At 29.7% G+C, this 19,322-nt stretch carries 15 protein-coding genes and 1 other RNA gene; 9 read left to right on the forward strand and 7 right to left on the reverse strand.

Features of this window, described 5'->3' with window-relative positions:
- Positions 1–5 precede the first annotated feature (5 nt).
- Entirely contained in the window at positions 6–3,629 is a 3,624-nt protein-coding gene (locus tag L8Y18_RS05620) for a filamentous hemagglutinin N-terminal domain-containing protein (protein ID WP_263676428.1), read from the reverse strand.
- A gap of 164 nt (positions 3,630–3,793) precedes the next feature.
- Between L8Y18_RS05620 and L8Y18_RS05625 the strand changes: the two genes are divergently transcribed.
- Together L8Y18_RS05625 and L8Y18_RS05630 are read left to right on the forward strand one after the other, a co-directional pair.
- Positions 3,794–5,422: a multidrug ABC transporter permease/ATP-binding protein gene (locus L8Y18_RS05625; RefSeq protein WP_263676430.1), complete on the forward strand. Its 1,629-nt coding sequence runs from the start codon at positions 3,794–3,796 to the stop codon at positions 5,420–5,422.
- Positions 5,423–5,431: 9 nt separating this feature from the next.
- The gene (locus L8Y18_RS05630; protein ID WP_133319039.1) at positions 5,432–5,905 is read left to right on the forward strand and encodes a GlcG/HbpS family heme-binding protein; all 474 of its coding nucleotides are present in this window, start codon (positions 5,432–5,434) and stop codon (positions 5,903–5,905) included.
- A 24-nt stretch (positions 5,906–5,929) separates the two neighbouring features.
- On the opposite strand, the gene cgb is transcribed toward L8Y18_RS05630, so the two are convergent.
- Positions 5,930–6,358, reverse strand: a complete 429-nt coding sequence (gene cgb, locus L8Y18_RS05635; RefSeq protein ID WP_263666654.1) for a single-domain globin Cgb — start codon at positions 6,356–6,358, stop codon at positions 5,930–5,932.
- 190 nt (positions 6,359–6,548) lie between these two features.
- Between cgb and L8Y18_RS05640 the strand changes: the two genes are divergently transcribed.
- The 4 genes from L8Y18_RS05640 to L8Y18_RS05655 all read left to right on the forward strand — a co-directional run bounded on the left by L8Y18_RS05640 (position 6,549) and on the right by L8Y18_RS05655 (position 11,443).
- Positions 6,549–7,553, forward strand: coding sequence for an extracellular solute-binding protein (locus tag L8Y18_RS05640; RefSeq protein ID WP_133319037.1), 1,005 nt, complete (start codon positions 6,549–6,551; stop codon positions 7,551–7,553).
- 19 nt (positions 7,554–7,572) lie between these two features.
- Positions 7,573–9,156 (forward strand): ABC transporter permease, encoded by a 1,584-nt coding sequence (locus L8Y18_RS05645; RefSeq protein WP_263671526.1) that lies wholly within the window; start codon positions 7,573–7,575, stop codon positions 9,154–9,156.
- A complete protein-coding gene (locus L8Y18_RS05650; RefSeq protein ID WP_133319035.1) occupies positions 9,156–10,136 on the forward strand; it encodes an ABC transporter ATP-binding protein in 981 nt (326 codons plus the stop codon). Before L8Y18_RS05645 ends, L8Y18_RS05650 begins: the two co-directional genes overlap by 1 nt.
- An 83-nt stretch (positions 10,137–10,219) precedes the next feature.
- Entirely contained in the window at positions 10,220–11,443 is a 1,224-nt protein-coding gene (locus L8Y18_RS05655; protein ID WP_133319034.1) for an HD domain-containing protein, read from the forward strand.
- A 3-nt stretch (positions 11,444–11,446) separates the two neighbouring features.
- On the opposite strand, the gene ffs is transcribed toward L8Y18_RS05655, so the two are convergent.
- An RNA gene (gene ffs, locus L8Y18_RS05660) (signal recognition particle sRNA small type) lies at positions 11,447–11,544 on the reverse strand.
- A gap of 52 nt (positions 11,545–11,596) precedes the next feature.
- Here ffs and L8Y18_RS05665 point away from each other — a divergent pair.
- A complete protein-coding gene (locus L8Y18_RS05665) occupies positions 11,597–12,040 on the forward strand; it encodes a hypothetical protein (RefSeq protein ID WP_133319033.1) in 444 nt (147 codons plus the stop codon).
- Between the two features lie 10 nt (positions 12,041–12,050).
- Here L8Y18_RS05665 and L8Y18_RS05670 read toward each other — a convergent pair whose 3' ends face one another.
- The 4 genes from L8Y18_RS05670 to L8Y18_RS05685 are packed head-to-tail and all read right to left on the reverse strand — an operon-like array spanning position 12,051 to position 16,754.
- On the reverse strand, positions 12,051–13,676 hold the full coding sequence (locus L8Y18_RS05670) for a flagellar hook protein FlgE (RefSeq protein ID WP_133319032.1): 1,626 nt from the start codon (positions 13,674–13,676) through the stop codon (positions 12,051–12,053).
- Positions 13,677–13,680: 4 nt separating this feature from the next.
- Positions 13,681–14,688 carry a flagellar hook capping FlgD N-terminal domain-containing protein gene (locus L8Y18_RS08745; protein ID WP_220567070.1) on the reverse strand — a complete coding sequence of 336 codons (1,008 nt, stop codon included), beginning with the start codon at positions 14,686–14,688 and terminating at the stop codon, positions 13,681–13,683.
- Positions 14,689–14,738: 50 nt separating this feature from the next.
- Complete coding sequence (locus tag L8Y18_RS05680; protein ID WP_263676431.1) at positions 14,739–16,412, reverse strand: flagellar hook-length control protein FliK; 1,674 nt, start codon at positions 16,410–16,412, stop codon at positions 14,739–14,741.
- A 3-nt stretch (positions 16,413–16,415) separates the two neighbouring features.
- Complete coding sequence (locus L8Y18_RS05685; protein ID WP_263676432.1) at positions 16,416–16,754, reverse strand: hypothetical protein; 339 nt, start codon at positions 16,752–16,754, stop codon at positions 16,416–16,418.
- Positions 16,755–16,881: 127 nt separating this feature from the next.
- Here L8Y18_RS05685 and typA point away from each other — a divergent pair, with 127 nt between their 5' ends.
- On the forward strand, positions 16,882–18,690 hold the full coding sequence (gene typA, locus L8Y18_RS05690; RefSeq protein ID WP_263676433.1) for a translational GTPase TypA: 1,809 nt from the start codon (positions 16,882–16,884) through the stop codon (positions 18,688–18,690).
- Complete coding sequence (locus L8Y18_RS05695) at positions 18,690–19,322, forward strand: poly(A) polymerase (protein WP_263676434.1); 633 nt, start codon at positions 18,690–18,692, stop codon at positions 19,320–19,322. Before typA ends, L8Y18_RS05695 begins: the two co-directional genes overlap by 1 nt.

A 19,322-nucleotide genomic window follows, 5' to 3' on the forward strand; every position in this document is an offset into this window, starting at 1 on the left:
TTTCTTTAGTTAGCACAAGGGTTCATAGCTTTAAACCCATCACTTACAATACAAGTTTTTTTACGAGCTTCTATATCAAGTTCCCCAATTTCTTTGATTATTATTTCATCTTTAACTAAATCATCTCCTAAAGAATTAAATAAAAATAAATTAGCAATATTGTCATTAATCATTGCAGGATAGTTTTGACTATTGTTTAGACTTGATTTTGCTTGATTGTTTTCTAGTGTAGGAATGCTAGGAATACTAGGTGTTAGATCAGTCCAAGGTAAATCAGGTTCAACAGGAATACTAGGTGTTAGATCAATGCTTTCTAAAATAGGTTTATATAAGTCATATTGATAATCTCCCATTATTAAAAAACTACCTTTATTGTGTTGATATTCTATTTTATTTTTAATTTCTGCTAATCCTAATTTGGAAGCTATTGTTTCTTGTTGTTTTTCTAGCATATTGATATTTTTAAGTAATTGAGCTAGCTTATTAGGATCTAGTGAAGAATTGTTTTTTATATAGTCATTATAAGATTTTTCTGCTATTTGAAGTTGTAATTTTATATTTTCCAATTCTTTTAGAAGTTGTTGTGAATTTAAAACTATATCTTTTAACTCTCCTTTTAGAATTTCTAATATACTTATTTTTTTCTCAATTGTTTTGTCTATATTTGATTTTATATTGTTTTGATAAAAATCTTTTACACCTTCTTCAAATTTATCATTATTTGCATTATTTAATCCGTTGTTTTGATAAGCCATTATAAAATCTAAACTTTGAACTATCTTCAAGGCTTGTGATTTATTATTTGCTGTATCTTTGATGAAGTATTTTGCCACAAAATCTACTTTTTCATCTTCTGTCATTAGATTATAATCTTTTTCTGCTAACATATCCAATAAAACATCAATATATATTTTATAATGCTGATTGATAAGATCTGCTAGAATTTCATTTTTGATGACATCTTCATATAAATCATCTTTACTGAGGATGGCTTCTTCTTGTATGATATTGTCTATATTTGGGTAATTAATTTCTATTTTATTTGAAAAATCTGGTTTTTTTGGTAGTTCTATAATAGGTCTTGCTATTGTATTATCTTTACTTAAAAAATCTTCAAATTTTAAATTTTTATTATCATCATTATAGGTATGAATATTAATTTTCATATCTTTCCATAATTTTAAGTCGCTAAAAACATCATTAAAATCATTTTCATGATGATAAATATGTATATTCTTAAAAGCTAAATTTACATTTTTATCGTTATAGGCACTAATAAATTTTCCACTTAAATTTTTACCATCACTTGCAAAAGATTGTATTTGGGAGTCATTTTCAAAAAATAAATATATATTTTTAAAATCTAAATTAAATTTTTGAAACATTGAACGCCCTTCAATATATCCGATAAACCCAGCAGCATTGGCAAAGTCTTTTTGTCCATAAGCTTGTATATTTTTTATATCATATATGCTTATGTTAGAAAAACTTCCTTTACCTTCTTTTTGAATCCATCCTGCAAAACCTCCAACATTTACCATTCCGCTTTTGTCTTTTTCAATCTTGCCTGAAATAGTGTCAATATTTTTTATTGTGATATTTGAAAGAGATAAATTATCACTTCTATATCCTTCTATTTTTCCTGCAAAGCCACCACTTGCAGCACGAGTGCCTTCCATGGAGTTGTTATTAATGCTTTCTATTTTTTCAGCTTCTATGCTAATATTATCAAAAACACCTCCATTAGCAAAACCTACAAACCCGCCAGCATAAGCATTTCCTGTATCAAAAAAATCTTCTTCCAATGAGCCATCTTTGTTATCTTGACTAATGCTTTTTACATTTTTAACACGCACATTGATGTTTTTAAAATAAGTATCACCAGAATCAATACTTCCTACAAACCCGCCAGCATAAGTATGGCGTAAAGTAGTAAAAGTGGAGGTTATGTTGTTTATATCTAAATTTATATTTTCAAGATCAGCATAGCCTATATTACCTGAAAAACCACCTGTAACAAAGCCTCCATTAATTTCATCAATTTGTCTTATATCGATATTGCTAAATTTTCCTCCCCATACTTCTCCGGCAAAACCACCCGTATATGTTGCTTTTGTTGTTTTATCATTAATAATTTTATTTATTTGTGATATGTTTATATTTTCAAATTTTCCATTGTTAATTCCACCTACAAAACCTCCAATATGTGATCTATTTTCAAGGCTAATACCGCTGATTTCTCCTATTGATTTTATATCAATCTTGTTAAAGTTAGCACCATTAACATATCCTATAAAACCTCCTGCGTAGAGGTTGTTTTTATTTTGTGTAGAGATTTTAGAGATATTTTTTAACTCTATATTTTCAAATTTACTACCACCACTTGCATGTCCTACAAAACCTCCAGTATACATTGAGTTTGATAGAATAGAATTATCGTTATAATCAATTATTATATTTTTAAATTCAGAACCATTAGCATTTCCAAATATACCAACATATCTTAAAGAATCTGATAATACATTTGTATCTATGAATATATTTTTTAAAGCAAAATTTTGTCCGTCAAAAATTTTATTATAAAAGCTATTATCTTCTATAATTTCCCAATTATCATTGTAAATAGGATCTTTATATCCTACTATCATATTGGTGCAACCATATCCTTCTATACAGTAATTTGCATAGTTTTTTCCTTTAAAATCTATATCATTTGTTAGTCTGTATTCGGTAGCTGTATTTCTAAAATCTTTTTTATTTTCATTCCAACCTTTGGCAAAATGCCACCAATCAACATCTGAAGATATTCCTACAAAATCATATATGTTAAAAGAGTTATTATTATGTTTTATATTTTGAAAATCAGCTTGTTTAAGTTTATCAAAAACTGCAAAAGAATTAGGATCGTAGTAATATCCACTAGCATTTAAATATATAGAACCTCTTTCTTTAGCGCTTACTTCTAATTTTGATAAAGAATTTGCGTTTATATTTGATGTATCAATGTCTATTTCGTTTCCTATAAGTTTGATGTTTTTTGAGTTGATTTTAGTTAATAAATCATTTGAATTTTTAATATTTGAATTTAATAAAATTTTATTTCCTATAAAGACAACTTCTTCAGCGTTAATATTTCCCATATTAACTACATTGCCATTGTTTTTATCTAATTTTATAATGGGTGATTGTATGGTGTTTATTTTTCCATTTGCAAATTTTTGCATTTCATCAGAACTTATTGATGAGGTTGAAGCCACAAAGCGATTGGCATTGATAGTTCCTGTTTTAGTTATGATTACTCCATTAGGATTGATTAAAAAGACATTATTGCCACTTGCATTTAATAAACCTTCTATGGTGGATTTACTTGTACCATGAGCAATGTTTAGGTAGTTTTTATTGTTTCCATTAAAATTTACACTTTCACCTTTGCCTATGCTAAAGCCACCACCCCATTGTATTACAGAATTTTGCCCATTTCCGTGGATATTCATATGATTATCATTTATGCTAATAGAACCACTAGTTCCATGTGTAAATTTACCACCACTAGGTAGCGCTAGACTTTGATCAAATAAGATAGAAATAACAATACCAGATAAAAGAATATGGTTAGAAAAACTAGACATCAGCTATCCTTAAATAATTATTAATATCAATATGTAATTTTTAAATATATTATAACAAAATTTATTTATAGTTAAATAAAAATAAATAAACATAAACAATATAAATAATTTATTATGCATATTTTTGTTATATAATTTGCTTTTAGAGTTAAGGTTTAGATTAAATGAAATTTTTAGTTTTTTTATTTAAAGAAAGCAAATTAAAAATCATTCTTTTTTTGCTTTTTAGTATTTTTACGAGTATATTAGGTGTATTGACTTTAGTTTTTATCAATGAGTTTTTATTAAAAACCAGTCTTGAAAACTCAAGTATCATTGTGTATTTTGTGCTTTTGTTGCTTGTATTTTTTGCGAGTTCTTCTTTTGTAGAAATTGCTTTAAGCTCGTTTGGACAAAGTTTTATTTTTAAAATGCAAAGAAGGGTTGTAAAGCAAATTTTAGATACAAGTGTTTTGAGTATTTTAAATACTACTAAAGCAAAGATTTTGGCTTCTTTAAATAATGATGTGCGTAGTATTTCTTTTGGACTTTTAAGACTTCCTGAATTCATACAATCAAGTGTTTTGATTATTTGTGTAAGTGCTTATATAGCTTATCTTTCTTTAGAAATTTTCTTTTTGTGTTTTGTGTGGATAGTGTGCGTTTTTTTGGTGGATAATTTTTTAATGAGTAAGGTGTATTTTTATTTTAAAAATGCTAGGGAAAATGATGATGCTTTGCAAAAAAACTATCAAAATATTTTACAAGGGCATAAAGAATTAACCTTAAATCCTTTAAGGGCAAAGTATTATTATGAAAACGAGTTTGAAAAAAATGCTCTAAAAAAGAAAAAAAGCTCCACTATAGGAAATATTTTACATATCTTATCTAATAATTGGAGCAATAGTGCCATGCTAGCTTTAGTAGGAGTGGAGTTTTATATAGCTTTAAGCTATGAACTTGCTAGTTTGCAAAGTGCTACTACTATTGCTTTAAGTGTGCTTTTTTTAAGATCACCACTTGGAGCTATGATAGGAAGTTTTCCTACGCTTATGATGGCAAAAATCGCTTTAGATAAAATTTCAAATTTAAATTTAGAAAATTATTCTCATGAGTTTAAAATTAGTCAAAATAAAAAAACTTGGCAAAAACTTTGTTTTAAAGATGTATCTTTTTCTTATAATGAAAATTTTGCACTAAAACCTGTAAATTTTGAGCTTAAAAAGGGTGAATGCGTATTTTTAATAGGTAAAAATGGTAGTGGTAAATCTACTTTTTCTATGATTTTAGCAGGACTTTTTATAGACTTTAAAGGGGATATTTTTTTAGATGATGAAAAAATAACTTCAGAAAATATTTATGAATATAGAAGTTTAATTAGTGCGATTTTTAGTGATTTTCATTTATTTGAGCATGTTTTAGAAGATGAGAAATTTAACAAAGAAGACTTGGTATACTGGCTTGAAATTTTAGAACTAAATGAAAAAGTAGAGCTTGTGGAAAATAATTTTAGCACTATAAAGCTCTCGGCTGGACAAAAAAAGCGCCTTGCTATGCTTAATGCTTTACTTGAAAAAAGAGATATTTTAATATTAGATGAGTGGGCAGCTGATCAAGATCCTATGTTTAGAAAGTTTTTTTACACTAAGCTTTTGCCACTTTTAAAGCAAAAAGGCATTACAATATTTGCTATAACACATGATGAAGTATATTTTGACATGGCTGATAGAATTTTACTCGCACAAAATGGTCAAATTTGTGAATTAAAAGGCGATATTAAAGAACTAGCAAAAAATGCAGTAGAAAAATTTTAAAGGATAAAAATGAAAAAATTATTTATTTTATGTTTATTTTTAGGAGTAAGTTTGATGGCAAAATCTTTTGAGCTTGTAAAAGAGCCTGTTCTAACTTCGCAAATGGTTGAAGGGATTTTGGATCTTGCAAAGAAAGAAGCAAGAAAAAATGGCTTTCATGTAAGTATTACCATAGTAGATAAATCTGGTCAAATTTTAGCAGTTTTAAGAGATGATAAAGCAGGTGTGCATACGATTAATGCTAGTTATAAAAAAGCCTACACAGCCACTTCGCAAAAAAGAGAAACAGCAGTTATTTTTAAAGGTGTAAAAGAGGGTAAAATACCTGAAGATATTCGTTATTTAGATGATAAGTTTTCTATTATGCCTGGTGGGGTACCGATTTTTATAGATGGAGTTGTTGTTGGTGGTATAGGTGTGGGTGGAGCACACTTAGATGAGGATGTAAAAATAGCAAAAGCGGGGATAGCGTTTTTAAAATAGGCTTTGAAAAATCAAAGCCTATTGTCACTTAGCTTTTGCATAAATTTCTTTTTCAATGTTTATGTAAAATTGTGCGATAGCTTTGTAAGCTTCTTCCCAAGCTTTTAGTATAGTTTCATCTGCATTTAATACTACTTTGATAGCCTTTAAAAGACAAGCACCTACTATAGGGTAATGCTCTTCTTTGACATTTAATTTTGTATGAGTGATAGCTACTTTATCAACAAAGCTTCTCATATTTTCTAAATTTTCTACATTTTTTGCTGCCATTAAAATAGCCATCGCTAAAGCTTTTGGTTGCTCGCCTGAAGCTTGTTTTTCCATATTAAACATAGGTTTTACTTCAGGATATTCTTCAAACATGATTTTATAAAATTCTTTTGTCAAAACTTCACCATTTTTTTGTAAAATTGGTACACAATCTTTGATGATTTGAATTTGCTCTTGTGTCATTTTATCTCCTTTGTATATTGTATTTTTGATGATTATATAAAAATAAGAGAAAAAATATCTTGATTTATGTTAATTTTGTATTATTTTATTTTAAATTGATTATGTATATCAATTTAAGTAAATATAAAGTGAATTATTAATATAATAATCCTTATCAATTTCAAAATTTAAAATTAAGGAAATTTATAAAATGAAAGCAAAAGTAGTTTTACTATCTTTACTAGCTGCTATGAGCTTAAGTGCTCAAGAGCTTACGATTTATTCTCATCGTCATTATGATTCTGATAAAGGAATTTTCAAATTATTTCAAGAAAAAACAGGCATTAGTGTAAATGTGGTGCAAGCTAAGGCTAATGAGCTTGCTAAAAGATTAGAAGTTGAAGGTAAAAATTCAAAAGCAGATTTATTTATGACTGCTGATGCGGGAAATTTAGAACAAGTTCGCACAAATAATCTTTTTGTTTCAGTTAGCTCGCCTGAGCTAGAAAAACTTTCTCCAAAAGAGCTAAGAGGCAAAAATAACGAATGGTATGCTTTTACAACAAGAGCAAGAATCATCATCGCTTCTAAAGATAGAATTAAAGATGGAGAGATTAAAACTTATGAAGATTTAACTGATCCTAAATTTAAAGGTAAGGTTTTAGTAAGAAGTTCAAATAATGTTTATAATATTTCTTTGTTAAGTGCTATGATAGATACTTTGGGCAAAGAAAAAGCAAAAGAATGGGCACAAGGCATAGCAAATAATCTTGCACGCACTCCAAAAGGTGGGGATCGTGATCAAATTCGTGCAATCTATGCAAAAGAAGGCGATGTGGCTATATCAAATAGTTATTATCTAGGACATTTAGCAAATTCAAAAAATCCTAAAGATGTTGAAGCTGCAAATTCAGTAAAAGTGATTTTTCCAAACCAAGATGATAGAGGAACACATATCAATGTAAGTGGTATAGGTGTTTTAAAAACTTCTAAAAATAAAGAAGCTGCGGTTAAATTTATCGAGTTTATGCTTTCAAAAGAAGCACAAGAAATTTTAACAAACCAAAACTATGAGTATCCAGTAAATAAAGAAGTAAAACCTGCTAAAATTTTACAATCTTGGGGCGAGTTTAAAGTAGAAAAGCCAAATTTCGAAGCTTATTGGGGTAATGCTAAAGAAGCTTTAATGATTTTTGATGAAGTTCAATGGAAATAATTTTAAGGAAAAATAAAATTTGAAATTTTTAAGTTTAAGGTGGTCTTTTGCCACCTTTTTTTTCTGTAGTTTAATCATACTGCCTATACTTGCTATTATCTTACACCTTCCTTTTATAGATATTAATACCTTAAAACATTTGAGTAAAAATGTCTTACCAAGGTATATTTTTGGTAGTGCTTTTATATTGTTTGGGACTTTAGTGTTGTGTTTGATTATAGGATTAATTAGTGCTTATTTGATAGCTTTTTATAAATTTTTTGGCTCGAAATTTTTTGAATGGTTTTTGATTTTACCTTTGGCTATACCTTCTTATGTAATGGGTTTTGTTTGGATTGATTTGTTTGAATTTCAAGGCTTAATTCCCACGCTTTTAGGTGTTGATAGGCGTATAGATATCATGAATGCATATGGCGTGATTGTGATTTTATCTTTTGCTCTTTATCCTTATGTGTATTTTTTTGCTAAAAATACCTTTGCTTATGGACTTGGAAATATCATTTTAAGTGCCAAAACACTTAAGGCTTCTAATTTAAAAACATTTTTTAAAGTGATTTTGCCATTTTGCCGTGTGGGTATAGTGGGTGCTTTGCTGTTGGTGGCTATGGAGGTTTTGAGTGATTATGGTTTGGTGGCGTATTTTGGCGTGGATACTTTTAGTGCAGGAATTTTTAGAACATGGGGAAGTGGTGGCGATGAAGTCAGTGCTGTGGCTTTAAGCGTGGCTTTACTTGTATTTATCGCATTTTTAATGCTTTTAGAAAAAATTCAAAGAGGTAAAAAATGCTTTAATCAAAATGTGTTTTTACCTACCCCAAAAGATGAGTTAAAAGGCTTTAGGGCATTTTTAGCCTTTTTATGGTGCTTTTTAGTGGCATTTTTAGCCTTTGTCGTGCCTATTATGTGGCTTGTTTATTGGGCCGGGTTTGATTTTATGCAAAATTTAAGCAATGTCTTAACACCTGCATTTTATAGTCTTAGTGTGGCTTTGGTGAGTTCTTTTGCTATTGTAGGGGTGGCATTTTATTTATGTTTTATAGTGCGTTTAAATGATACAAAAGCTTCTAAAATCATCCTTTGGCTTACGACTTTGGGGTATTCTTTACCTGGAGCTGTGGTAGCTGTGGGAATTTTAGTGATTTTGGGTGTGTTAAATTATATTTTTGATCTTTTATCTTTTGAGTATGCCATAGGTGGTGGATTTTTAGTGCTGTTTTTTGGATACTTTGTGAGATTTTTAGCTTCTGGAATTTTTGCAACCCAATCAGGCTATGAGAGAATTTCTAAAAATATAGACTATGCAAATTTAACCTTAAAATCAAAACCACTTAAAATTTTCACTCAAATTCATTTTCCTTTGATGAAGCATTATTTAGCTTTGGCTGTGGTGATTATTTGTGTGGATATTTTAAAAGAATTGCCTATTTCAACTATACTTTCACCTTCAGGTTTTCAAACGCTTTCATCGCTTGTATTTGCTTATAGTGAAAATGAGTTAATTTATAATGTTTCTTTGCCATCTTTGATTATAGTGTTATTTGGGATTATCCCTACATTTTTAATGCATTATTTGCAAAATAAAAACAACCAAAAAGGACAATAATGGAAATCTTAAAAATTGACAATCTTTACAAATCTTTTGGAAAAATAGAGGTCTTAAAGGGAATTTCTTTGAGCTTAAAAGAAGGCGAGATTGTCAGTATTTTGGGAGAAAGTGGCTGTGGTAAGAGTTCTTTGCTTGGTTGTATAGCGGGTTTTTTTGAAATCAATGATGGTAGTATTTATATAGGGGATAAACTAGTTGCTTCTAAGAGTATGTATTTAGCCCCACAAGAGCGTGATGTGGGGGTTTTGTTTCAAGATTATGCTTTGTTTCCGCACTTAAATGTAGAAGAAAATATATGCTTTGGTATAAGCTCTTTAGGTAAAAACGAGCAAAAACAAAGGCTTGATGAGGTTTTGGAAATTTTAAATTTAAATACACTTTTAAAACGCTATCCAAATGAGCTAAGCGGTGGGCAAGCTCAAAGAGTAGCACTAGCAAGAACCATAGTCGCAAGACCAAAAATCATACTTTTTGATGAACCTTTTTCAAATTTAAATCACACTTTAAGCGTTAAAATGCGCAAAGAAATCAAAAATATTTTAAAAGAGCATAAGCTTAGTGCTATTTTTGTTACGCATGATAAAGACGATGCTTTTTATTTATCAGACAATATCGCTTTGATTAAGGATGGAAAAATTTTAGACTATGGAAGTGCTAAAGAGCTTTTTTATAAGCCTAAAAATATAGATAGTGCTTGTTTTTTGGGCGAAGCATTTTTTATAGATCCAAATACAATTTTAGATGAGAATTTTAAAGCATATTTACAAAGTAAAAATGGCATTTTACGCCCTAATGATATACAAATTTCAACCTCACAAACTCCTTTAAAGGCTAGCGTTTTAGAATGTGTGTTTTATGGGGATTTTTATGAGCTAGGCGTGAGTTTGGAAGGACATATTTTTAGCATTTATCATCATAAAGAGCTTAGTAAAAATGATGAGGTTTATCTTAAGTTAAGTGATATAGAAAGCTTTTAATTACTCTAATTCATTTTCAAATATATCTAAAATTTGCTAAAGATTATAAAATAAAGTAAAATCACAGCAAAAAAAGGAAATAAATGATTAGTGTAGAATTGATAGAGCATATTTTTAAAGCTGCTTCTATATCAAGGTGGAATGATTATCCTAGAATGACAAATTTAGTTGAGCTTGATAAACAAGCACATAAATTTATCATTGCTTATTTCATTGCTAAAATGGAAAAAGATGTCAATATGCGTTTTATCATAGAAGCAGGAATTTTTGAGTTTTTAAGTAGGGTGGTAGTGACTGATATACGCCCTGATGTGTATCATGAGATAACGCGCGCAAAAAATGAGCAAGTAAGTGCTTGGGTGTTAAGTAAAATCGCACCAATGATTCAAGATATAGAAAATGGTGAGTTTTTAAAACGCTATGAGCTTTTTTTGCAAGGTAAAGATTGTGCAAAAGAAAGGCTTGTTTTAAAAGCTGCTTCGTATTTTGCGACAAGGTGGGAGTTTAATATAGTTTATCAAACTAGTTCATTTTTAAGTGATATTGATGAGATTAAGGCTAAGGTTGAAGAAGAATTAGAAGATTATTATGAGTTAATTGGCGCAAGAAAAATAGCCCTTAATCGAAAAATTTCTAAAATAATCGATCTAAGCGGACGCTTGCGTTTTCAAAAAAGATGGGCACAAACTCCAAGGATTCCAGAAACTGCGGTTTTAGGACATATGCTTGTGGTAGCTATTTTGTCTTATTTTTATTCTTTAGAAGTAAAAGCATGCGATGGTAGGATAGAAAGCAATTTTTATTGTGCCTTGTTTCATGATTTACCCGAAAGTTTAACTAGAGATATTATCTCTCCGGTAAAATATGGCATAGATGGTTTAAATGAAATCATCAATGAGTATGAAATGAAACTTATTAATGAGAAAATTTTACCTTTTATACCACTATCTTTCAGGGAAGAATTTAGTTATATACTTGGTATTAGAGAAGGACAAAATGAAGAAAGTGCCTTTGTAAAAAATGAATTTGAAAATCGTATTTTTAATAACAAGCCAAGTGTTTATAGCGGTAGTTTGGATGCGGTCAATGAGGATCGTTTTAAGGCTATTGATGGAAAGGCTTTGAAGTATTGTGATAAGCTAGCAGCTTTTATAGAAGCGGCTTTATCGATTAGCTATGGAGTAAAGTCTAAAGAGCTTGAAAGCGGTTTTGTGGGAATGTATGAATATTTTAAAACAAATCCGACTATTAATGGGGTAAATTTCTTTAGAATTTGTGAGGATATTAAAGGGTATTTTAAACTTTAAAACCCTCCCCCAGATGACTGCGGCACACACTAAGTCTAAGTGCTCTGCTGTGTTCCCACCCTGAAGCGGTGCTTAAAAATAGCATTGCACAGGTCTAAGAGAAGGCAGTTGAAATAATATCTTAAAATATCTTAAAAAACATTGAGGTGAAGTATGTTGAGTATATTTGCAAATTTTTTATCTAAATTTAGAGAATTTTTTGTTCCTAGTCATCTGTCTTTAGAATTTAGAGCAAAATCTTTTGCGGCTATTATTGTGGCAAATAAAAATATAAAAGCAGAAATTTGGCAAGTTTTAGCTGATATTGCTAGTGAAATTTATCCAAAAGATAAAAGCAGGCAAGCAATTTTGGTGCAAACTTCTAAAGAATATGTAGATAGAGTTTTAAAAAGTGAGCTTAGTTTGGATACTTTACTTAAAAATATTGCTTTGCTTTTGAAAAAAAATCCAAGATATATACAAAAGATAAAATTTGATAAACTTGAGCGTTTAATAGATAAAAATGAAGAAGAATCTTTGGTTCAGCTTAGGGTGTATGAATTTTTTGAGCAAGAGGTAAAATATATCTTAGAGCAAAAAAATATAAATAAAACATGAAAAGCTAAAATTAGCGTTTCATGTTGATTGCTTTTTGTATCATTTGATCGGCTGTTGTGATACTTTTACTACTTGAATCATAAGCTTTTTGTAGAGTGATTAAGTTAGTAAAAGCTACCGATAAATCTACATTAGATTGCTCTAAATAAGAACCTTTAAAAGTTGCTGTGCTGAAATTTCCATTAGCATCAAGTAAAAAAGTTGGATTACCGCTATTTCCTGTTTGCCCATAAAGATTTTCCCCTAGCTTTTCTAAACCTTGTTCGTTTGTAAAATTAAACAAAGCAAGTTTTGCCATAGCTATTTGATCTCCATTGGTAAAAGTGGCGATGATAGTACCATCTGTGTTAATAGAATAATTATTTAAAAACCCCTCGCCCTTACCATCTGTTTGTGTATGCACTGAAGGTTGTTTGTTTTGTAAAGCATGAAGCCCATCATAGCCTGAATTTGGTATATTTGGATCATAATAAGAACCAAGATTTATATTAACCCTTGTGCCATTATTATCTACCGAATTTAAGGTGTTAGATACTAAAGCTCCAGATTCGTTAAAAGTGATTAAACCTTCAGTTGTTCCACCTATTTTATTGCCATCATTATCATACACTTGTGCAACGGCTTTGTATTCTAAATCTGTACCATTTTGCGGTAAAACTCTATCTAATTTAACTTTTACCCAACTAATAGATCCATCAGGATTTATTAATTTTGCAGAAAGTTCTGTGCTATCAGCTACTTCTTTTTCAACGCTTAAGTGAGATGATTCTAATTTGGCTGTTTCTAAATCGACTTTATCTAGTTTTTGATTGTCGATACTAAAAGCTAAATTTTCATCTAAAGTAGCTTGTAATGTTTGACTAGCACCCTTTTCATCAGTGATTTTAAAATATATAGTATCGCCAGGTTTTATACCATAAATTTGTTCATCTTTTACACTACCTGAAATTTTTACACTACCATCTTCATTTTTACTAAATTCAAATTTAGAAGCATCTACATCTACATTTACTGCTTCTGTTTTGGTGCTTGTGTCTAAATTTCCACTCCAAGTTATATTTTGCGTTGGTTGAGGTGGTAAGTAAAGATTTTTAGGTACAGAAATAGGTCCTTGAGTATTAACTCCGCCCATTTGTAAATTCTGTCCAGGTGTTCCACTCCAAGCTGTAGTGACTTTTTGTCCCATAATCTGACCAAACATATTAGAAACTCTATCGCTTAGTTGAATTTCTTGTAATGATGGATTCATAGTTCCAAGTACATAATTTCCATTTGAATCTACTAAAAATCCATTTGCATCAGGTTTAAAAGCACCATTTCTAGTATAATAAACCCCATTGGCATTACTTACACCAAAAAAGCCTTTTCCAGCAATTGCTACATCAAATTCATTATCAGTAGAAACTAACGGACCTTGTTCAAAAATATCATTAGTAGCTCCTGCTACACTACCATAACCAGTTTGACCTTTGTTATATGATTGTGTTGTTATGGTGCTATAAAATACATCTTTAAATGCCACATCAGAGTATTTAAAACCGACTGTATTGACATTGCTTATATTATGAGCGGTATTGTCTATACCATAACTTTGGGATTTTACTCCATTTACTCCATTGTAAAATGCTGTAAACATGATTTTATCCTGTAATCTCTTTAATATCTTCCCATTTAACCCAGCTACCGCCCATACCAACTAGAGCTTCACCTTCTTCAAATTTAACTCCAGTGATAGGATAAGCACCATAAGTTGAATTAACGGTTGTGCCATCTTCACCTATATAGCTTGCTCTTACATAGTATTTTCCAGATGGTACAGGACTTCCACTATCATCTGTTCTATCCCAAACGATTTGTTTCATACCAGCACTCATATCTTTAACACTCATTGTTCTTACAGGATCTCCTGCTTCATTATAAATAGTAAATGTTACAGGTGTGCTGTCTGATTTATAAGCTGAATCAATCTTTGCTGTTTTGATATCAACACTTGGGGTATGTCCTACTATTTTAAATGTTTGATCTTCTCCAACTACTGCTTGAACAGTTTCTTCTTGACCTTTGTCATCTTTTAATTTTATATGTATAGTTTCTCCAGGTTCAGCTATTTCTTTATCAACTTTACCTGTTATATCTAGTTTATCTTCGCCATTTTTCTTAAGTTCAAAACCTTCAATATCAATATCAGTCTTTTTACCTTTTTGTGGTTCTTGTGGTAAATACATATTAATTTGAAATTGTATATCATCATCTGCCACTACAAGGTAATTATCTTTAACTGTTGCAAGCTTTCCAACTGCAGCTAGTGCGCTCATACCTGTGCTTGCTGCAATAGAATTTTGTAGTTTTGTCATCGCAGTTACAAGTTGAGTCATGGTTTTATTAGTATTATCTTGCATTTCAAGTGCTGAAAGTTGTGCTGTTTGGGTAAGCATTTTTTCAGTATCCATAGGATCTGTTGGATCTTGATGTTGGAGTTCTATTAAAAGAAGCTTTAAAAACGCATCCTTGTCAAGTTCTGCCCCAGGGTTGTAAATCAACCCGCTATCACCTTCACCGGCTCTAGTACTTCCTTTGGCATTTGGCATATCTTTAGTATTAAGCGTTGCTAAAGGACCTTGAAGGGTTTGTGTGTTTATATTTGACATAAAAATCCTTTTTTATATATTTTTAAAGCTCAAAGCAAAAAATATTCCATTTAAAAATATTTTGCTAAAACCATTTCTAAGCTCGGTTTTTCTTGAATTTCTTTTTCAAAATTCACCTTATCTTCTTTACTATTGTTGTTTTTTTGTCTTTGCGGATTGCTTTGTTCTTTTCTTTCTTGATTACTAAAATTCATTTCTAAATTTGTAAATCCCATATTTACAAGAGCATTTTTAAATTCAGCTTGATGTTGTATAAAAAGATTTAGGGTATTTTGATTAGAGTTAAAGCTAATATTTAAATTTGAACCCCTTTGGACTAAAGTTACTTCTACTTCTCCAAGATTATGTGGATTAAGAGTTATACTAAAGCGAGTTATAGGTGCTTTGTAGCTTTCTAGTTTTTCTTTAAATTCTTGGGCAAAATCATTAAAAGTTTCTTTCATAGGAATATTTTGATTTTTTATAAAATTATTAGAAACCCTATTCATTTCCCTTACATAAGAATTTAAATTTTCTTCACTATGATCATTTTCATCTTTTGAAAACTCTTTTGTGTGTTTAAAAATATCACTAAAATTATCTATATTTTGATTATTTTTATCTATTTTTAAATGTTTATCTTGAGGGGCTAATAGATTTTCTAAGTTAATTTTTAAATCTTGATTTTGATTTTGTATATTTTGAGTATTTTTTATATTTGTTAATTCAGTTTTTAAATCTTTTGAATTTTCTAAAACAGAACTTATTTTTTTACTAAAGCTATCTTCGCTAGTAGTTAGTTTTTCATTCTTTAATATTTCTTTAAAATCTAGCTTTTCTTTTTCTTTAATATCTTTTTTTAGGTTTGTGTTTTGAGTAAGATTAATTAACTCAATATCACTTAGTTTTTCATTGAATTTTGTTGTTGTATTTTGGATATTTTTTGCGTTTTTTATTTCTTTTTCATCTTGAATTTGAATTTTTTCTACTAGTTTTTCTTTAAAATCTATGTTTTGAATGTTTTCTTTTGCTTGTATTTTTATATCTTTTTTTGGAAGTTCTATATTTTTTAAAGCAGAAGAAAGCAAAGACACACCTTCGTTTTCTTTGCTTTTTATATTTTTGCTTGTATTTGGTTCTTCTTTTAAAAGCTTGGTAATTTTTTGATTGATTAAATCTTGAAAAACATTAGTATTATTATTTTGTTTTGGTATTTCAAAAAAACCTTTTTTATCAAGATTTGGAAAGGCTTCTTTTAAATCTTTAATTTGTTCAAATTTTATATTTTTGATGTTTAATCCAAGCTCTTTTGCCACATTAAAAAGCTCATTAATATTTTTTATATTTTTTAGCTTGTGTAGATTTTTTTCAAGAGCTAAAATAGCAGTATTATCCTGGACAAGTTTGTTTAGTTTTATATCCTTGCTATCGCTTTGTAAAACCTCCAATAAAGAAAGAATTTGCATAAAATTTGCACCCTCAAAAAGCTTCAAGGCATCTTTTTCATCCAGCGGTATTTTATCTTTGACATCATCTTTTAAAATTTTATCATTAACTTTATCATCTTTTTGTGGAGTCTTGAAATCTTTTGGTAAACTTCCATCTTTTTCATTTATTGCTTGCAATAAGGAATTTAAAAATTCCTCGCCATCACTTTGTGAGCTAGTGTTTTCTTTACTTGGGTTTTCATTCTGTGGAGTGATGCTTAGTAAGTTTAAAGCATCACTAGCTTGGATATTAGACATTAATTAACCTACTAAAAAATTATTTTTTGCTAAATTTGGAAATAAATTTTGTAATTGTGCTGCACAATCAAGTTTTAAATTTTCATGAGTAAGATTAAAATTTTTAAATATCACTAATAATTCTTCTATGTTTTTAGCATTTAAAACCGCATTTTCATTTTGAGCATCATCTAAAATTTCACTTACTTTACTTGAAAGTTTTGCATAATTTAATTCTTTTTCTTTATTTGAATTTATAACTTCTAAATAATTTAAAAGTTCCATAAAATGCTTACTATTTAAAACTGAAGTTCCTTGTTTTTCTAAGTTAGCGTTAAAGATTTGAGTATTTAGGTTTGACATATTTTTCTCCTTAAAAATAATTCTTACTCAAGACAAAAGCAACAAGTGTTCCAATTTTTAAATCTTAATTTTTAAGCATTTTTTTTATATAATATTAGATTTTAAATTTAAGACTTTGGAGAAAAACTTGGATAATATTAGAAATATAGCTGTTATAGCTCATGTTGATCATGGTAAAACAACAATGGTAGATGAGCTTTTAAAACAATCAGGAACTTTTAATGAGCGTGAACAAATAGCAGAGCGTGTAATGGATAGTAATGATATAGAAAAAGAAAGAGGTATTACTATACTTTCTAAAAATACCGCTATTAATTATAAAGGCACAAAAATAAATATCATAGACACTCCAGGCCATGCTGATTTTGGTGGTGAAGTTGAGCGTGTGTTAAAAATGGTTGATGGGGTTTTGCTTTTAGTTGATGCACAAGAAGGGGTTATGCCTCAAACTAAATTTGTGGTAAAAAAGGCTTTATCTTTAGGGCTTAAACCTATTGTTGTTATTAATAAAATCGACAAGCCAGCTGCTGATCCTGAAAGAGTAATCAATGAAATTTTTGATCTTTTTGTGGCTTTAGAGGCAAATGATGAACAACTTGATTTTGCAGTGGTTTATGCAGCTGCTAAAAATGGTTATGCAAAACTTGCACTTGAAGATGAAAGCACTAACATGGAACCATTGTTTAAGACTATACTTGAGCGTGTGCCTGCTCCAAGTGGTAGTGATGAAAATCCTTTACAGCTTCAAGTTTTTACTCTAGGTTATGATAATTTCGTTGGTAAGATAGGGATTGCAAGAATTTTTAATGGTAAAGTAAAGAAAAATCAAAATGTTATGCTTGCTAAAGCAGATGGCTCTAAAATCAATGGAAGAATTTCAAAGCTTATTGGTTTTATGGGTCTAGAAAAAATGGACATTGAAGAAGCAGGGACAGGCGATATTGTAGCGATTGCAGGTTTTGAAGCTTTAGATGTAGGAGATAGTGTGGTAGATCCAAATAACCCTATGCCGCTTGATCCTTTACATATAGAAGAGCCAACTTTAAGTATAGTATTTTCAGTAAATGATGGTCCTTTAGCGGGTACTGAAGGTAAGCATGTAACTTCAAATAAAATCGCAGAACGCTTAGAAGCTGAAATGAAAACTAATATTGCTATGAAATATGAAAGCACAGGCGAGGGTAAATTTAAAGTAAGTGGAAGAGGTGAACTTCAAATAACTATTTTAGCCGAAAACATGCGTAGAGAAGGTTTTGAGTTTTGTATGGGTAGACCTGAAGTTATCGTTAAGGTAGAAGATGGGGTAAAAACAGAGCCATTTGAGCATTTAGTAATTGATGTGCCTGATGATTTTACAGGAGTAGTGATTGAAAAACTAGGTAAAAGAAAAGCTGAAATGAAAACTATGACACCAACTGGAGATGGTCAAACAAGACTTGAGTTTGAAATTCCTGCGCGTGGGCTTATAGGATTTAGATCACAATTTTTAACAGATACTAAAGGCGAGGGTGTTATGAACCATAGCTTTTTAGAGTTTCGTCCATTTAGCGGGGCAGTTGAAAAAAGAAATAATGGTGCGTTAATTTCTATGGAAAATGGTGTTGCACTAGGATATTCTTTATTTAACTTACAAGATAGAGGGATATTGTTCATTGATCCTCAAACAAAAGTATATACAGGTATGATTATAGGTGAGCATTCACGCCCAAATGATTTAGATGTTAATCCTATTAAAGGTAAAAATTTAACTAATGTTAGAGCAAGTGGCAGTGATGATGCGATTAAGCTTGTACCACCTAGAAAATTAAGCCTTGAAAGAGCATTAGAGTGGATAGAAGAAGATGAGCTTGTAGAGGTTACTCCACAAAATATTAGAGTTAGAAAAAGATATCTTGATCCTACTCAAAGAAAAAGAATGGAAAAGGCTAAGTCTTAATGGATTTTGAAGCCATAAGACAAGCTTTAAATAAAAGACTCAAAGCTTTACAAATTTTAGCATTTGTTGAAGCTTTGGTTATATTTTTTCTTACTTTTCAATTTAGCAAAGATGTGATTATAGCTTTGTTTTTTGCTGTTTTAGCAGGAGTTTTGTTTTTTAGAATTTTAGGAAGAAAGCTTATGTGGGGACGCAATGAGCTTGTATTTAAAATGTGTGAGGAATTTTTAAAACAAAATAATGCTAAATTTGATAAACAAGGCTTTTATCAGAAAGATTTTGAAAAAATTGCTTTTGACTTTTCTTTAAAAACTTATCATTCCCAAAATTCTTTTATTTTTGATGATTTTATTCTTTATGATGTGAAATTTAAAGATGAATTTGGGAATTTCTTTTGTGGAATTTTGCTTTATAGTAAGAAATTAAAAGAAGATATTAGCTCAAGTGAAAGTATTTTTGAAAAAGTAAAGGATAAAGAATTTTCTACACAAAGAGTTTTGAAAAAAGATGATTATTTACTCATAGCAAGTTTGAAAAATCCTTTTTTTGCTGATTTAAAAATTTCAAGTGAGTTAAATTTTAAACTTTTTAGAGCTAATTTAGAAAAAATTCAAACTTTTATACATGATTAA

The sequence above is a fragment of the Campylobacter sp. CNRCH_2007_0968H genome (assembly GCF_025773245.1).
Taxonomy (GTDB): Bacteria; Campylobacterota; Campylobacteria; order Campylobacterales; family Campylobacteraceae; genus Campylobacter_D; species Campylobacter_D lari_D.

Coding starts and splice junctions, on each gene's coding strand:
- cgb (WP_263666654.1), bottom strand. CDS start 6,358: ATGACACAAGAGCAAATTCAAATCATCAAAGATTGTGTACCAATTTTA.
- L8Y18_RS05695 (WP_263676434.1), top strand. CDS start 18,690: ATGGATTTTGAAGCCATAAGACAAGCTTTAAATAAAAGACTCAAAGCT.
- L8Y18_RS05625 (WP_263676430.1), top strand. CDS start 3,794: ATGAAATTTTTAGTTTTTTTATTTAAAGAAAGCAAATTAAAAATCATT.
- L8Y18_RS05685 (WP_263676432.1), bottom strand. CDS start 16,754: ATGTCAAACCTAAATACTCAAATCTTTAACGCTAACTTAGAAAAACAA.
- L8Y18_RS05680 (WP_263676431.1), bottom strand. CDS start 16,412: ATGTCTAATATCCAAGCTAGTGATGCTTTAAACTTACTAAGCATCACT.
- L8Y18_RS05630 (WP_133319039.1), top strand. CDS start 5,432: ATGAAAAAATTATTTATTTTATGTTTATTTTTAGGAGTAAGTTTGATG.
- L8Y18_RS08745 (WP_220567070.1), bottom strand. CDS start 14,688: ATGTCAAATATAAACACACAAACCCTTCAAGGTCCTTTAGCAACGCTT.
- L8Y18_RS05620 (WP_263676428.1), bottom strand. CDS start 3,629: ATGTCTAGTTTTTCTAACCATATTCTTTTATCTGGTATTGTTATTTCT.
- L8Y18_RS05640 (WP_133319037.1), top strand. CDS start 6,549: ATGAAAGCAAAAGTAGTTTTACTATCTTTACTAGCTGCTATGAGCTTA.
- L8Y18_RS05670 (WP_133319032.1), bottom strand. CDS start 13,676: ATGTTTACAGCATTTTACAATGGAGTAAATGGAGTAAAATCCCAAAGT.
- L8Y18_RS05665 (WP_133319033.1), top strand. CDS start 11,597: ATGTTGAGTATATTTGCAAATTTTTTATCTAAATTTAGAGAATTTTTT.
- L8Y18_RS05650 (WP_133319035.1), top strand. CDS start 9,156: ATGGAAATCTTAAAAATTGACAATCTTTACAAATCTTTTGGAAAAATA.
- L8Y18_RS05655 (WP_133319034.1), top strand. CDS start 10,220: ATGATTAGTGTAGAATTGATAGAGCATATTTTTAAAGCTGCTTCTATA.